Source organism: Microcoleus sp. F10-B2 (genome assembly GCF_036704965.1).
Classification (GTDB): Bacteria; Cyanobacteriota; Cyanobacteriia; order Cyanobacteriales; family Microcoleaceae; genus Microcoleus.
Window position 1 is genome coordinate 15,564 of the sequence record NZ_JAUBTB010000037.1, and the last position, 15,288, is coordinate 30,851.

The 15,288-nt window shown below is 45.8% G+C and carries 13 protein-coding genes; 11 read left to right on the forward strand and 2 right to left on the reverse strand.

What is annotated here, in order from left to right; translation table 11 throughout:
• The first annotated feature begins 220 nt into the window (after positions 1-220).
• The 8 genes from QUA99_RS15910 (at position 221) to QUA99_RS15945 (ending at position 10,451) form a co-directional block, all read left to right on the forward strand.
• Complete coding sequence (locus QUA99_RS15910; protein ID WP_333238410.1) at positions 221-2,383, forward strand: DUF4394 domain-containing protein; 2,163 nt, start codon at positions 221-223, stop codon at positions 2,381-2,383.
• A gap of 283 nt (positions 2,384-2,666) precedes the next feature.
• Positions 2,667-2,951, forward strand: a complete 285-nt coding sequence (locus QUA99_RS15915) for a hypothetical protein (protein ID WP_332952315.1) — start codon at positions 2,667-2,669, stop codon at positions 2,949-2,951.
• Between the two features lie 266 nt (positions 2,952-3,217).
• The gene (locus tag QUA99_RS15920) at positions 3,218-3,619 is read left to right on the forward strand and encodes a hypothetical protein (RefSeq protein ID WP_333238407.1); all 402 of its coding nucleotides are present in this window, start codon (positions 3,218-3,220) and stop codon (positions 3,617-3,619) included.
• A 646-nt stretch (positions 3,620-4,265) separates the two neighbouring features.
• Positions 4,266-6,095 (forward strand): group II intron reverse transcriptase/maturase, encoded by a 1,830-nt coding sequence (gene ltrA / locus QUA99_RS15925; protein ID WP_333238405.1) that lies wholly within the window; start codon positions 4,266-4,268, stop codon positions 6,093-6,095.
• A 21-nt stretch (positions 6,096-6,116) separates the two neighbouring features.
• Complete coding sequence (locus tag QUA99_RS15930) at positions 6,117-6,962, forward strand: hypothetical protein (protein ID WP_333238403.1); 846 nt, start codon at positions 6,117-6,119, stop codon at positions 6,960-6,962.
• Positions 6,963-7,066: 104 nt separating this feature from the next.
• A complete protein-coding gene (locus QUA99_RS15935; RefSeq protein ID WP_333343151.1) occupies positions 7,067-8,101 on the forward strand; it encodes an NUMOD3 domain-containing DNA-binding protein in 1,035 nt (344 codons plus the stop codon).
• A 14-nt stretch (positions 8,102-8,115) separates the two neighbouring features.
• A complete protein-coding gene (nrdJ, locus tag QUA99_RS15940) occupies positions 8,116-9,180 on the forward strand; it encodes a ribonucleoside-triphosphate reductase, adenosylcobalamin-dependent (protein WP_333343155.1) in 1,065 nt (354 codons plus the stop codon).
• A 161-nt stretch (positions 9,181-9,341) separates the two neighbouring features.
• Positions 9,342-10,451 (forward strand): formylglycine-generating enzyme family protein, encoded by a 1,110-nt coding sequence (locus QUA99_RS15945; protein ID WP_333238399.1) that lies wholly within the window; start codon positions 9,342-9,344, stop codon positions 10,449-10,451.
• A 302-nt stretch (positions 10,452-10,753) separates the two neighbouring features.
• On the opposite strand, the gene QUA99_RS15950 is transcribed toward QUA99_RS15945, so the two are convergent.
• Positions 10,754-12,040, reverse strand: coding sequence for a Glu/Leu/Phe/Val dehydrogenase (locus QUA99_RS15950; protein WP_333238397.1), 1,287 nt, complete (start codon positions 12,038-12,040; stop codon positions 10,754-10,756).
• A 407-nt stretch (positions 12,041-12,447) separates the two neighbouring features.
• Here QUA99_RS15950 and QUA99_RS15955 point away from each other — a divergent pair, with 407 nt between their 5' ends.
• On the forward strand, positions 12,448-13,059 hold the full coding sequence (locus tag QUA99_RS15955; protein WP_333238395.1) for a DUF4126 domain-containing protein: 612 nt from the start codon (positions 12,448-12,450) through the stop codon (positions 13,057-13,059).
• Positions 13,060-13,253: 194 nt separating this feature from the next.
• Here QUA99_RS15955 and hemH read toward each other — a convergent pair whose 3' ends face one another.
• A complete protein-coding gene (gene hemH, locus QUA99_RS15960) occupies positions 13,254-14,417 on the reverse strand; it encodes a ferrochelatase (RefSeq protein WP_333238393.1) in 1,164 nt (387 codons plus the stop codon).
• A 149-nt stretch (positions 14,418-14,566) separates the two neighbouring features.
• Between hemH and QUA99_RS15965 the strand changes: the two genes are divergently transcribed.
• Positions 14,567-14,944, forward strand: a complete 378-nt coding sequence (locus tag QUA99_RS15965; protein ID WP_333238391.1) for a class I SAM-dependent methyltransferase — start codon at positions 14,567-14,569, stop codon at positions 14,942-14,944.
• Entirely contained in the window at positions 14,938-15,240 is a 303-nt protein-coding gene (locus QUA99_RS15970) for a hypothetical protein (RefSeq protein ID WP_333238389.1), read from the forward strand. The genes QUA99_RS15965 and QUA99_RS15970 overlap by 7 nt, the downstream gene beginning before the upstream one ends.
• The last annotated feature ends 48 nt before the right edge of the window (positions 15,241-15,288 follow it).

Sequence of the window (15,288 nt, forward strand, 5' to 3'; positions counted from 1 at the left end):
TATAAAATACGGCTAAGCGATCTGTATTTAGGAGTGGGTTTATTTGAATCGGGGGCGGGTTTATATATCATTTTAGCTGCGTGTAATACTTTTATGCCAACCCACCCCTACAGCCGAAAATAAGAAAAACTATCCTAAAAGTGCCAATGTGTGATATTTTGACTGAGAATACTGCCGCCGTTAGGCAACAGAAGTATCAAATTTAGAGGGTGATTAGAGCATGGCAGAAATTAGAGACACCGCCCAAGCAAACTTGTTAGCAGGAACTCCAGAAGATGACCTGATTTTTGGTTTGACGGGCAATGACACCATTGCCGGAAACGCTGGTAATGACAGCATTTATGGAGGTAAGCAAAGCGATTTAATTGATGGAAATTCGGGTCAAGATTCGCTTTTTGGAGATTTAGAGAACGACACTATTAACGGCGGAGAAGGTAACGATTTTTTAGTGGGCGGAAAAGGCAGCGATTCAATATCTGGAAACTCCGGCAATGATGTTTTGTCGGGCGATCGAGATACTGATATCCTGATAGGCGGAGACGGGGCAGACATATTTGTTTTGAGGCGCTACGCAGAGGCTGACCCTTTCCGTACCAGCGGCGGTGTTAATTTGGCAAATGCGGACGCGATCGCGGATTTTACAGTCGGTACAGATTTAATCGGTTTGGCGGGAGGTCTCAGTTTTAGCGACTTAAATATTCTCGAAGCTGGAAACGATACTGTTATTCAAGACCGGGTAACAGGAGAATTTCTCGCTACTCTCAGAGGGGTGAGACAAAGCGCGATTAACCAGGCAAGTTTCACTAATAATATTAGCAGCGTTGTTCCCAATCCCCCGCCTCCAGCGCGGACAACGGCTTATGCTTTAACTCCTGCTAATCGGATTGTCGGTTTTAGTCTTTCCAATCCGGGAAGTGTGATTTCAGATTTGCCCGTGACTGGATTGCAGCAGGGAGAAAGTTTGCTGGGAATTGATTATCGACCGGCTAACGGTGTGCTTTACGGTGTGGGTTCTAGCAATCGCTTGTATACTATCAATCCGAGAACCGGGGAAGCCAGTCAAGTCGGTAGCGGGCAGTTTGCTGTTCCCCTAACTCCGGGGGCTGCGGGTTTTGATTTCAATCCGACGGTCGATCGAATTCGGTTTGTCAATCAAGCCGATCAAAACGCCCGCCTCAACCCAGATAACGGGGCACTTGTGGATTTTGACACGCTGGCGGGGGGAATTCAACTCGACGGGAATTTGGCTTACCGGGCGGGCGATCGCAATTTTGGGTCAAATCCGGCTGCAGCAGGCGCTGCGTATGTGAATAACTTTGCCGGGGCAACTTCGACAACGCTGTTTGTAATTGACAGCGATTTGGATGTTTTGGTGCGACAAGATCCGCCGAATAATGGAGGGTTGAATACGATCGGATCTTTGGGAGTTGATGCTACTAGCGTTCTCGGCTTTGATGTCAAGAGTGTTGGCGGCCGCGAGGTGGCGGTAGCAGCGCTAGAAGTTAGTGGCGTTTCGGGCTTGTACAATATCAATTTAAGTACCGGTCAAGCTTCTTTCGCGGGTCAAATTGCCGACGGGAGACAGATTAACGGTTTAGCTTTGCCTTTGCCTACAGCTTACGCCTTAACTGTCAGAAATGGCGCTGAAACAATTGTCGGTTTTAACGAGGCGGCACCGCGGGCGATTCTCAGCGACGTGGCAGTTACTGGGTTGCTGCCAGGAGAAAGTTTGCTGGGAATTGATTTTCGCCCCGCTAACGGTGTGCTTTACGGTGTGGGTTCTAGCAATCGCTTGTATACTATCAATCCCGCTACTGGGCAAGCAAGTCCAGTCGGTAGCGGACAGTTTGCTGTTCCCCTAACTCCGGGGGCTGCGGGTTTTGATTTCAATCCGACGGTCGATCGAATTCGGTTTGTCAATCAAGCCGGTCAAAACGCCCGCCTCAACCCGGATAACGGGGGACTTGTCGATTTTGACACGCTGACGGGGGGAATTCAACTCGACGGGAATTTGACTTATGCTGCGGGCGATCGCAATTTTGGCAATCCCGGCGCGGCTGGAGGGGCTGCGTATGTGAATAACTTTGCCGGGGCAACTTCGACAACGCTGTTTGCAATTGACACCAATTTAGATGTTTTGGTGCGTCAAGATCCGCCGAATAATGGAGTGTTGAATACGATCGGATCTTTGGGAATTGATGCTGGTACTGTTCTCGGCTTTGATATCAGGAGTGTTGGCGGTAACGAGACGGCTTTGGCAGCGATCGATGTTGCCGGAGTTTCGAGCCTGTACAATATTAATTTGACGACTGGTCGGGCTTCGATCGTCGGTCAAATTGGCGACGGCAGGGGATTTAAAGGTTTGGCACTGACTTTGATTTAACCGCTACATTTCCAAGGATTTTAGATTGATTTTAGACATCAATTATGTAGTTTTTAGGTGGAAAATTGAAAAAAAGTCAACTTTTCTACACTCTCAAATTGCAGGACTAATGCCAACTGGTTACAAGTCGATGGTCATGTGACAGTTGGCATTAGTCCTAATTGTCAATCTAAAATCGTTTGGGCAATTCCAAATACTTCGGCTACGCGAGAGTACAAGTTCAAAATTCCAAATTCCAAATTCCCAACTTGAGGTAGCATATTATTTTGACAACAAAGATAAGATGTTATCTCAAGTTTTTTACTTGCTCCGTTCCCGCAGTGACGGCAAATATCTCTGTGCCAATCCCAATCCAGACGCGGCAGTTAGTTACCTGCTGATGTTTCGCGAAGACTATGACGCTTTGAGCTATCTCAACGCCCACGCTGCTGAGGTTGCCGATCGATTCGGAGTAGAATCGATTTCCGGTTCATCTGTGAAAACGCTGCTCGAACGTTGGGGATTTAACGGTGTGGGGGTTGTTCAAGACCCGCTGTTGCCGAATATTGAGTTTTTAACGACTCGTTAGGGTCGCTTTCTCAAATCGAAAATCGAAAATCGAAAATCGAAAATCGAAGTAGGGTCATTTTCCAGAATCGAAAATCTCAAATCCCAAATCCCAAATCGAAGTAGGGTCGCTTTCTGCAATCTCAAATCGAAAATCGAAAATCGAAAATCGACAGATGCCCCATATCTAGTGCAAATTGTCAAATATATTAACCTTTTACCCTAAATCTGAATCCTGTTGTATATTCGTAGTCTGTTGATTTATTCCGACACGTCAGTACACAACCTATGGTTCAAGAATTAGAACGATCGAGTGCCAGCGATCGACGCAACCTGTCTGATTTCCCCGAAACAGCACCCGCAGCCAATCCAGTATTTTTCAGGACGTACAGCCGCCGTACCGAAACGGGAAGGGAGACTTGGGCCCAAGTGTGCGATCGAACAGTCAAGGGGCTGCAAAAGCTGGGAAACCTCACCTCCGAAGAAACACAACTCCTGCACCGGATGCAAAACCAGCTCAAAACCCTCGCTTCAGGCCGCTGGCTGTGGGTAGGCGGCAGCAAGTGGATCGAGCAACCAGAGAATTTTTCCGGCGCATATAATTGCTCCTCAACAAATATTCTCGACTGGCGTTCCTTTGGTTTGTTAATGGATTTGGCCATGATGGGCTGCGTGCGACTCGTTGGCTAGAAACCAAACCTCATAAAGGTTTTGGGGGATTAGCCGCAAGGGTTTGTCTACCAATAACGGTAAGAACCTTGACAACTTGATAGTCATGTTGGTGACATCGAAATAAGATAATGTCAGTACAGTAAAACCATACAAATATCTAATGGTACATCTGGAAAGCATATAAATAACTGATGAAGCCCAACCCCCTAAGTGCAAGGGTGAAAGCACTTTCCCCACGGTAGCGACTAGCCATCAATCCGTGAAGCGGGAATGAACGGTGGTAAGAAGTCAGTCCAGGCTTCGACTCCAACTAGCAAGAGAGTATGGTTAGCGAAAGCAAATCTACGTCTGAATCATCGCGATCGTATAAAACAGCCTAGTGGACTAACAGGCTGTGCCAAAAGGCAAGGATAGAGTGACCCCAATAGCAACCGTTGCGGTCTGCACCACTCGCAATCCCGGTGAACAGTAGAAACCTAAACCCTCAACCAATGACTATCAGGAACGAAGTAACCACATAGTTTCTCTCAGGAGGTCGATGCCTGAGTAGGTGCTAACCGGATGAGCTATGTGGCGAGATTGAGTCAGAAGCTAATGCCTGCGGTAATGCGTAGGATATGCTGACGGACTCACGGGAAACAGATATATGTAGGTACAAGTAGCAATGAAAACGACTAAAACGAGTTTTAAGACTACGGCGGTATGGAACAACATCAACTGGAAGAAAATTCAGAGGATGGTGTTCAAGTTGCAAAAGCGCATACATAAAGCTGCTCAACGTGGGGATGTCAAAGCAATGCGACGACTCCAGAAAACCTTGATGAAGTCCTGGTGCGCTCAGCTTCTAGCAACGCGACAAATAACCCAAGACAACCGAGGCAAGAAGACAGCGGGAATAGACGGAGTCAAATCCCTCAATTACGCTCAACGTTTGGAACTAGCAAAACATCTAAAGATTACCGGGAAGGTCAAACCAACCCGAAGAATCTGGATTCCTAAGCCAGGGACAGATGAAAAGCGACCCCTAGGAATTCCCACAATAACAGATAGGGCTTTACAGGCATTAGTCAAACTAGCCTTAGAACCACAATGGGAAGCCTACTTTGAGCCAAATAGTTATGGGTTTAGACCAGGGCGGGCAACACATGATGCTATCGAAGCCATCTACTTAGCTATCCATTGCAAAGCTAAGTATGTCTTAGATGCAGATATCTCTAAATGCTTTGACAACATTGACCATCAAAAACTGCTGAGCAAAATAAACACCTATCCCTCCATGAAACAGTTAATCCGTAGCTGGCTAAAAGCTGGATATATGGATGGGCAGAATATATTCCCAACAGAAGCAGGTACGCCACAAGGGGGGGTTATCTCTCCGCTACTGGCAAACATTGCTTTACACGGAATGGAAGAGGCTATTAAGGAATATGCGAACACCCTACCTACTCGTAGGAACCACGGGAAAAAGCAAAACCTGAATGCCCTCAGTTTGATTCGCTATGCAGACGACTTCGTGCTGATTCACGAAGACATTAATGTTGTATTAGGGGCAAAAGCCGTCATTGAAGGTTTCTTAAAAGACATCGGCTTGGAACTAAAACCAAGCAAGACTATAATTTGTCACACCTTTGAAGAATATGAAGGGAAACAACCTGGATTTGATTTCTTGGGTTTTAACATACGTCAATTTCCAGTCAACGATGGGATGAGCGCCAAAGCACCCAAATCAGGAAAAATCCTGGGATTCAAAACAATCATCCAACCTAGCAAAAAAACGGTACAACGTCACTATAAGGCTATATCTGACATCATTGATTCCCATAAGTCCGCACCACAAAAAGTGCTAATTCAGAAACTCAACCCCCTGATTCAAGGATGGGCTAACTACTACTCATCTGCTTGCTCAACAGATGCTTTCAGAGATTTTAATCATCTGATTTATACCAAACTAACAGCGTGGGCAAGATACAGACATCCTAATAAGGGTGCTAAATGGGTAGTTGAGAAATACTGGACAAAAGTAGGTGGGGATAACTGGGTGTTTGGTTACATCAATCCAGATACAGATGAAAGATATATCTTGTCAAAGCATACATGGACTAAGATTGTTCGCCATATCAAGGTTAAAGGCGATGCTTCACCATTCAACGGTGATTTCGTCTACTGGGGTTCAAGAACTGGGAAGAGTAAAGAAATTCCCTCTTTACTCGCCAAAGCCTTGCACAAGCAGAAAGGAAAATGCGCCCAATGCGGTCTAACTTTTACAGCGGAAGACCAAATTGAGCTTGACCACATTCAACCAATCAGCCTGGGCGGGAAAAAGAAGTTCGAGAACATTCAAGCATTGCACAGACATTGCCATGACCAAAAGACAGCCAGAGATGGCAGTCTGAGCAGTTCCTATGACAGAGGTATGTTTTCTGAGGAGCCGGATGAGGTGAAAGTCTCATGTCCGGTTCTGGAGACGAGTAGCACTCGCGAGGGTGTTGCTTAGTTTAATGGCACAGGGGCAGTCTTGGAACCACAATATATCAACCAACTGCCGCCGATCCGCAACCGCTTAACCCTAACCATGCAAGGCGAAATCGGCTCTACACCCGCCCAGTCGCGCCGTCAAGAAACAGAAGTAAAAATAGCAGAAAAAACCGCAACTATTTATGTCGGAGATTCTCGCCAAGGTTGGGTAAACTCCTATCAAAGTTTGCTGGAATTATCCACAGATGAAAGATTTGCCGGAGAAGTTCAAGTATTCATCGATTTGAGCGACGTTCGCCCCGTGGGAGAACCTTTAAAAGGTTTTGGCGGAGTAGCAAATCCGGTGAAATTGCCCGACCTTTATCAGCGCTGCGCCGCTATTTTGAATAAAGCTTTAGGGCGGCAGTTAAATTCAGTTGAATGCTGCGTGTTGATAGATGAAGCTGCGGTGACAATTGTTGCTGGCAATATTAGGCGCAGCGCGGGGATTCGTCAATTTGATTCTAGTGATGAACTGGGCGCAAATGCTAAAAATAATCTGTGGCAGCAAGATGAAAATGGCAACTGGAAAATCGACCCAGATCGAGATGCTTTGAGAATGGCAAATCACTCTCGCGTTTTTCATCATAAACCGACGCGGGAAGAGTGTATTGATGCCGTTCGCCAACAGTATTATAGCGGAGAAGGTGCCATTCAATGGGCGGGCGAAGCCGTAGCTAGAGCTAACGTTGACTTAATTTCTACACCGAGTCTTAAGCTTGAGTTCTTGAAAGCTTACGACGAAGGAAAAGCTAAACAGTGGTTGCAAGAACGTCATCCTAATATGACTGCTGAGGAATTAGAACATCGGTCAGTCCGTTTGGGCTTAAACCCGTGTGGTAAGTAATTTTGCCTCACGTTAAAAACCTCGCAAATACGGGGAAAGCTGAAATGCTAATCCCGTGGTAATCAGAAGAAATAAAAAGCTTTTGACACCGTACAGCGTAGAGAGTGAAACTAGATTACAATGAAAAAAGCAATCTAGAATATAATCTCTCCAAGAGTGTGGGGGCGCGTATGACAAGCACCTTCTATGGCTACTCAGGTTTCTACGGTGAGCATTGTTTAAGGTCAAGCCTTGAGTACATTTACGCGAAATACCTGGACTACATGAAAATTGGCTGGACATACGAACATAAAACTTATTTACTCTCGAATGAAGTTCGGTACAAACCAGACTTCCTTCTTGAAAATGGTGAGTATGTCGAAATTAAAGGCACTTTTAATTATCAAAGTGACTTGCCAAAAATTCAGCGTTTTGAGTCTGAGTACAATGCAAAAGTTACGATTATTCAAGAAAAGGACTTAAGACAACTCATCAAGGACGCTCCTTTTGTATTTGAGCATTTGAAACAGGAATGGAAATCTCATGCTAAGGTAAGAGGCATGGATAATTGCGGAAAGAGAAACCCTATGTATGGTGTTACTCAATCTGAAAGTACCAAAGCCAAAATCAAAGCTAAGGCGAATGCAAGATTTGCCGACCCTAGTTTCAAAGAGAAGTTTCTTAATAGTCCCAAGCGAAAAGCATACCATGAGTCACGAAAGGGAAAGAAAACAGGTGCGTTAGTACCTAAATTTATTCTTACTTGTGAATTTTGTCAGAACAGTTTTGAAGTTATACAACACAAAGTATCCAAGCGTCGTTTTTGTTCAAAAACTTGCTCTGTCCAATCGCAGCATGGAAAAACTTCAACAACGAATTCTGATATTCAAACATTAGCTCATACTTTTGCCTTGGATAATTATGAAGCCCTCTTATCTGTCAAGTTGAATAACCTAAAAGAGCTTTTTCAACCTTTACATGACTCAATACAAAAAGAAAATAACATTCTGGATATCAGAACAATATCTCAGATTGTTACAGGTAAGCCATGTAGTAGAAAGGAACTCCTTTATTATTTGAGGGAATACGCGCAAAAGGTACGCGGAGCTACTGCGAAAAATCAAGCAGTAGAACTAGAGGATAAAAAGCCTTTAGGATAACAAAACTGGAAATCATCGGCTCAAATTTTCATTGCAACCTTTCGGAGGTTCACCTCAATCAACTTGACCCTTACAATTTCAAAGAACAGGAGGAAGCTTTCACCGCCGGAGCTCTATCTGTCGCGGTACTTCTCAATCACACATTTCTTGAACCCCGCTATCAATACAGCCGCGAACTAGACCCGATTGTCGGCGTATCTTTCACCGGATTGTTCGATTTCTTCGTTCACGCTTTTGGCGTTGAGTGGCTGCGCTGGTGGGTGGAAGGCCGCCCGCAAACTCCCCAAGGAATCGCTTTTAAACAGCGGGAAGAAGAGTATTTGAGTGGTTGGCGGGAGATTGTCAATCGGGTAGTATGGGATTATTGCGATCGCCATTCCTTAAAACGCCCAAATCGCTGCACAACGGTTCAACCGTCGGGTACTAAATCTCTGCTGACAGGTGCTTCGCCGGGGTGGCACCCACCGAAAGCCCAGCGTTTCATTCGCCGAATCACTTTCGGCAAAAACGACCCCGTAGCCCTCGCCTGCATCGACTACGGATACAACGTGATTCCGTCTCAATCTGACAAAGATGAAAACGGCAACTTGCTGAACAATCCCTTCGATGAACGCTGTACGGAATGGCTGGTAGAAATACCTGTTGCCGTCAGTTGGGCTGACTTGCCCGGTGCTGATGAAATTGACATTAACAAGTTCTCAGCGGCGGCACAAATGGACTTTTATATGCAGGTGCAAAAGTTCTATGTCAGACATAACACTTCGGCGACGATTGAACTGCGCGAAAATGAAGTGGAAAGTTTGGGCACTCGGATTTATGAAGCGATTCGCGATGATGAAGGCTACATTTCCGCAGCGCTTTTAGCTCGGTTTGATGCTCTTGAAACTTTCCCACGTCTGCCCTTTGAACCGGTGAGCAAGGAAACTTACACCAAGATGGTTGAAGAGACTTTAGCGCGCCGCGAAATAGATGTTTTTCACGCGGCACTGAGTCGCTATGACTTAGGTGAAATGATGGATTCCGGGCCTGCGGGCTGCGATTCTGATAAGTGTTTGATGCCGGAGACTAAGGCTATATAGTACCGTTGAACTACATCCCCCAAATGGGGGATTTTTTTTGATTATTTTTAGCAAATAGGCGGTTTCAACCGCCGCATAATCGAGGGGATAGCTAAAAATGCTATCATTCGACAATCAGAGATTAAAGTTGTGCTGAATTAAAATGCAGAGGCTTTAGTGCAATGTCAGACAACCAAAATGAACCTAGAGAATACGATGCCGTCCTCGGCGGTCAAAGTTCAATTCCTGTCAATGCTGCGGTACTCGGAGGCATCCCCGGCGTTAAAAGCCGCTTAGCCTCACCCGCTGTCGAAGTTAGAATCGCCACACTCTCTGAAGCGCTGAAATATGGAGAAGCAGGCTTAGATTTGATAATTGGAGCATTGCAAGATGAGTCAATCCCGGTAAAATTAGCTGCCTATGGACTGCTGAAAGATAGAAATGAGGAGAAGATAAAGCAACATTTACGTTATTTTCCTATATTTGACTTTGATGTCATCACAGTCGATGCGTATGGAAAAGAAAACAGTCGCAGTAAGTCCTTTGCTCGCTTTTTTCCTGAAGACTTAGGTGACGGAATTGTACTGGAAATGGTTTACATTCCCGGCGGCACATTTATGATGGGTCCCTCCAACAGCGAAGAAGGACGAAAGCCTTGGGAAAGTCCGCAGCATCAAGTCACAGTACCGGCTTTTTATACAGGAAAATACCTCATCACCCAAGCACAGTGGCAAGCAGTCATGGGAAAAAACCGATCGGGTTTCAAAGGTGAAAAACGTCCTGTAGAAAATGTATGGTGGACTGAGGCCATCGAATTCTGTGGCAAACTCTCGCAACAAACCGGGAAAAAATATCGCCTCCTAAGTGAAGCAGAATGGGAATACGCCTGTCGTGCGGGAACAACAACCCCATTTCATTTTGGGGAAACCATTACCCCGGAATTAGTCAACTATGACGGAGACTACCCCTACGCAAGCGCCCCCAAAGGGCTTTCCCGCCGAGAAACAACCGATGTCGGGAGTTTTCCCCCCAATGCTTTTGGACTGTACGATATGCACGGCAATGTTGAGGAGTGGTGCAGCGATACGTGGCACAATAGCTATAACGGCGCACCAACTGACGGAAGTTCATGGGAAACTGGCACAGATAATTACCGAGTGCAGCGTGGCGGTTCCGGGTTCAGGAGTGCGTTCTGTTGCCGCAGTGCCTATCGTTGGAATAACTCGGTGGGCTACAGCTTGAGGGATAGTGGTTTTCGCGTAGCAGTAGCGTCGGTTTCTTCCCCGTCCTAGTTTTCCCGCCAGGACTCTTCTCTACTCTTTTACCCTTGAGGAAATCGGCGATTGAAATCGCTGTCGAGAGTCAAACGAAGTCCACTCCAAGCGGACTAAGAGAACATAGCCATGTTCTGCGTTATTTGAAAATATCTTTCCGCTTCTGCAACAGCAAAGTGGCGGTTAAATAAACTGCGGCGTGCAGGTCTAAAATTCCCCCATAATTCAAAGCTAAGTTTGGCCAAGTCGGTTCGTAGACTGCGCTCTTCTCGAATAAGTGCGGTAAGATTGTCCGATCGCACTATCTTACCGCACTTCCCTCAACCGTTCACATAATAATCCCGCGTTCCCTTCGCATTCATCGCTTCTCCGAGTCGATTTAACCCGTACACGTAAGCAGCAGTTCTCATGGAAACTGACAATTCCTGAGATTTTTTCCAAATTGCCTCAGTTTCTTCGACCATTTTATGCTTCAACCGCTGGTTGACTTCCTCCAGCGTCCAATAAAGCCCGCTGCGATTTTGCACCCACTCAAAATAACTAACCGTTACGCCTCCGGCATTAACTAAAATATCAGGAATTACGTGAATGCCCCGCGTTTCTAAAATCAAATCTGCCGCCGAATCAATCGGTCCGTTAGCTACTTCAAAAATAAACTTAGCTTTAACATCATTAACATTGGCTTCCGTTATTTGATTCTCCAAAGCTGCTGGAACCAACACATCTACATCTAATGCTAAAAGTTGCTCATTTGTCAATACTTCGTGTTCGATAATATTGCAAACCGAACCTTCGCAGTAAATAGCTTTGATACCTTTGTTAGACTCTTTAAAGCCTCGAATACTGGGGATGTCCAGACCTTGTTTAGCATAAATTCCCCCTTGGGAATCGCTGACAGCAACAACTTTGTAACCTGCTTTCCAGAGCAGTTCTGCTATTTCTGCACCGGCATTACCAAAACCTTGTACTGCGACAGTTGTATCTTGAGGATTTAGCTCAAATTTGGGTAAGATAGTTTGTACTACAAAAAAAGCACCCATTGCTGTTGCGGTATCTCTACCCAAACTGCCGCCGATTGTCACTGGTTTACCAGTCACAACTGCTGGAGAAAGCTGCCGCTTAATAATATTGTACTGATCCATCATCCAACCCATAATCATGGGATTGGTGTAGACATCCGGCGCGGGAATATCGACATCGGGGCCGATGAAATCTGCGATCGCATCGACATAGCCCCGGCTCAACCGTTCCAATTCCAGTTTGGACAATTCCTTGGGATTGAGAGTAATTCCGCCCTTGGCTCCTCCAAAAGGCAAGTTCAAAACTGCACATTTAAAAGTCATCCAAAATGCTAAGGATTGCACTTCATCAAGGGATACTCCCGGATGATAGCGCACTCCTCCTTTAGACGGGCCTCTGGTATTGTCGTAGCGCACCCGATAACCTTGAAAAATTCGCAGGGAACCGTCGTCCATCCGCACGGGAATCGATACAACTAAACTGGATTTGGGGTATTTCAGCCGTTCGATTGTATCCTCGGAAAGCGACACATATTTTAAGGCTCGTTCTAATCGACGGCTGGCATCGGCAAATAATGAATCAGACATAATTGGAAGGAAGAAGGAAAGCACGACACGGATTTTGACACGGATACACGGATTAATTATTTAGTGTCCGTCAGATTTTTAAGTCAGAGGGAAGAAGGAAGAATAGCTGACATCTTAATTTTAAGTATCTCGGCTGATCTACTGGTTTTCCTATACATTTTAATTTAATCACAATCCAGGTGGAATTTTGTCAACTGTCAACGGTCAACTCTTCACAAACTGCCTTGTGTCGATCGACAATATCGCAGTGCCAAGCAAGATTAAGCAGATACACTTACAATAGAGGGTGATATTTAAGTTCAAGCCCCAATTTGAGTTCGATCGCTCAAATCACAGCCAGCCATCAGGGGAATTAAATTCTGAAATAGATCGAGGCTTTAGCTGACGTTAGAAACTGAATTATTATTATGGTTGGACTCCTAGCCGCACTCTCTGCGTCTGCGGCAGGGGGTATGAGAATTGCCCTGCCCCTGCTGTTAATTGGTTTGTTGCGGATTGACAAACTTTGGTCGGAAATACCTCTCTTGTCGGGGGTTCCCCCCCAGGTGGCTATCACCATCTTGGTGAGTTGGTCGCTGTTAGAGTTATTTGCTTCTAAAACCTTTGTAGGACAGCGGGTACTGCAAATTGTGCAAATTATTTTCAGCCCCATTGTAGGAGCAATTATGGGAATTGCGATCGCTCAAGTAAGTTCGATCGAGGAAACTATTGCTCACCCTTGGATGCTGTGGATAATTGGTATTGTCGGAGGTTTGTTGGCTTTAGTGCTGCAACTGGTACAAGCCGGATGGTTTTACCGGCTGCGGGGTTTGCCGATTTGGGTGATTTTCCTCCAAGATGTTCTGTGCATTTCCTTGGTTTTGTTTGCCTTTGACGCCCCGCGGCAGGGAGGGTTAGTTGCTATGATGCTGCTGTGGCTGGCAATTCGCAGTTCTAAAGAGTGGTATCGCTGGTACAAAAGTCAGGGAATACCGGGCGATAAGGGAAATCCCCGCCGCCGCAAGCGCGATCCTGATTAATTAGTGATTAGTTATTGGTGATTAGTTATATCGTTTACGGTTGTTTCGGAATGATTTAACCGCAGAGACCGCAGAGGGCGCTGAGTTTGAGAAGAGAGAGATGAATAATTCCGCTCCCAACGGATTTGATATCATTAGTCATTTGTAACAACAGTCAACAGTCAACAGTCAACGGTCAACTGTCAACTGTCAATTTAAAGCAATCCGATCGAGTGTAGCGGGCCCTGACCCGTAATTAACTCCATCAATAGTGCGATAAAACCAATCATTGCTAAACGACCGTTCCAAACTTCCGCGCCCGTCGTCAAACCCCACTCCCACTGCTCTTGAGGGTACATTTTCACTATTTTGGAAGGGCGTATAACATCAGAGAATTTAACGCTGGGAGATTCGATCGACTCGATGACTAAATCAGCCAAGGCTTCAATAAACACCGGATGAGTATTTAGGGCGGGCACTCGGTAGAAATTCTGAATTCCCGATTCTTCTGCTAATTCTCGATACTCCATGTCAATTTCTTGCAGAGTCTCGATGTGTTCGGAAACAAAACTAATCGGAACTACCAACAAATCTTGGACTCCATTTTCTGCCAATTCGGTAATGGCGTCTTCGGTGTAAGGCTTGAGCCATTCCACCGGGCCAACCCGACTTTGATAAGCTAGAGTGTGTTCGTTCGATCGGTTCAAATGTTCCATAATCAGACGAGTGCAATCTTCAATCTCGCGCTGATAGGGGTCTCCAGCCTCTTCTACGTAGCTGAGGGGGACGCCGTGGGCGCTGAAAAAGATGTGAACTCGATCGGGATCTGGATTGTGGTCTAGTTGTTGGGCTATCAATTCCGACATTGCCTGAATGTAGCCTGGACGCTGATACCAAGAAGGAATAGCGGTATATTCTATATCCTTGAGATCTGGATCTTTGCCCCACATTTCTTCTAGCTGCCGGAAGCTAGAACCGCTGGTGCTGATCGAAAATTGAGGATACAGTGGCAAGATTGTCAAATGTTCGATGCGATCGCGCTTAATTTTGGCGAGTGCCTCTTCGGTAAAAGGATGCCAGTAGCGCATCCCCACGTATACTCGAGCATCCTGTCCCTTTTCTTGCAAGAGTTCTTGCAGCGAAGTGGCTTGTTCCTCGGTAATCCGCCGCAAAGGAGAGCCGCCACCGATTTGGCGGTAGTTTTCCTGGGATTTTTGAAAGCGCAGGGTCGAAATCAACCAGGCGAGCGGTTTTTGCATCCACGGAAACGGAATGCGAATGATTTCCGGGTCAGCAAACAAGTTGAACAGGAAAGGACGGACATCCTCGATTTGATCTGGCCCGCCCAAGTTTAATAGCAATACTCCCACACGACCCATAGCGGTTACAGCTCTCCCATCGTCTCAGTTCTGTTACTTATCTTTATCATATTACTTAATAATATCTTAAGTCGATAGCAAGGTATACATAATTTTGACTATGGCAACAATTTTTAGAGATTTAAGTTATCGGTATCAGTCGCTGTACTATGCGATCGCGCGTCTGGCTGCGAGTGAGCGTAGGCGGCAATCCTCGTTTGAGTCAACGACGCTGGGAAAATTTGACCGTCAGCGCCGAAACTAAAGTTTTAGACCGTTGCTGCGGTAGCGGTCAAACTAAGCAATTTCTGGTGCAATATTTCCAGGATGTCACAGGACTTGACGCTTCGCCATTATCTCTGCAAGGGGCAAGGAAAAATGTACCATCAGCCAATTATTATTTAAAAGCTTTTGCCGACTGTCAGTTTGACAGGAGTACACAGCAGCGTTGCGATGCACGAAATGCGATCGGGCACAGTTGCGATTGCGATAAATCTTTCAAGAAGTGTACCGCGCGATCGATCCCGGTGGTCTATTCATTTTGGTAGATTTTCATCGGCATACAAATCCGGTATTTAGGCCGGGGTTTGCTGTATTTTTGTGGTTGTTTGAGACTGAAACTGACTTGGGGAGTTTGTTTGCCGAGGTCGGATTGCGATCGTACAATTGCGAAGGAACTCAACAACCCAAAATTTATGCTGGCGGCAGCATTCAAGTAATCCAAGTTCAAAAGTCAGTTGACAGTTGTCAGTTGACAGTTGTCATTAGTGCGCGGGGAAGAAACCGGGTTTCTACGAATTTTGGGTTGAGTGACGATAAATCTCGGCAGAAACCCGGTTTCTGAGGTCGGCGCGGGCATCTTACTATACTTGTCAACTAATGACTAATGACT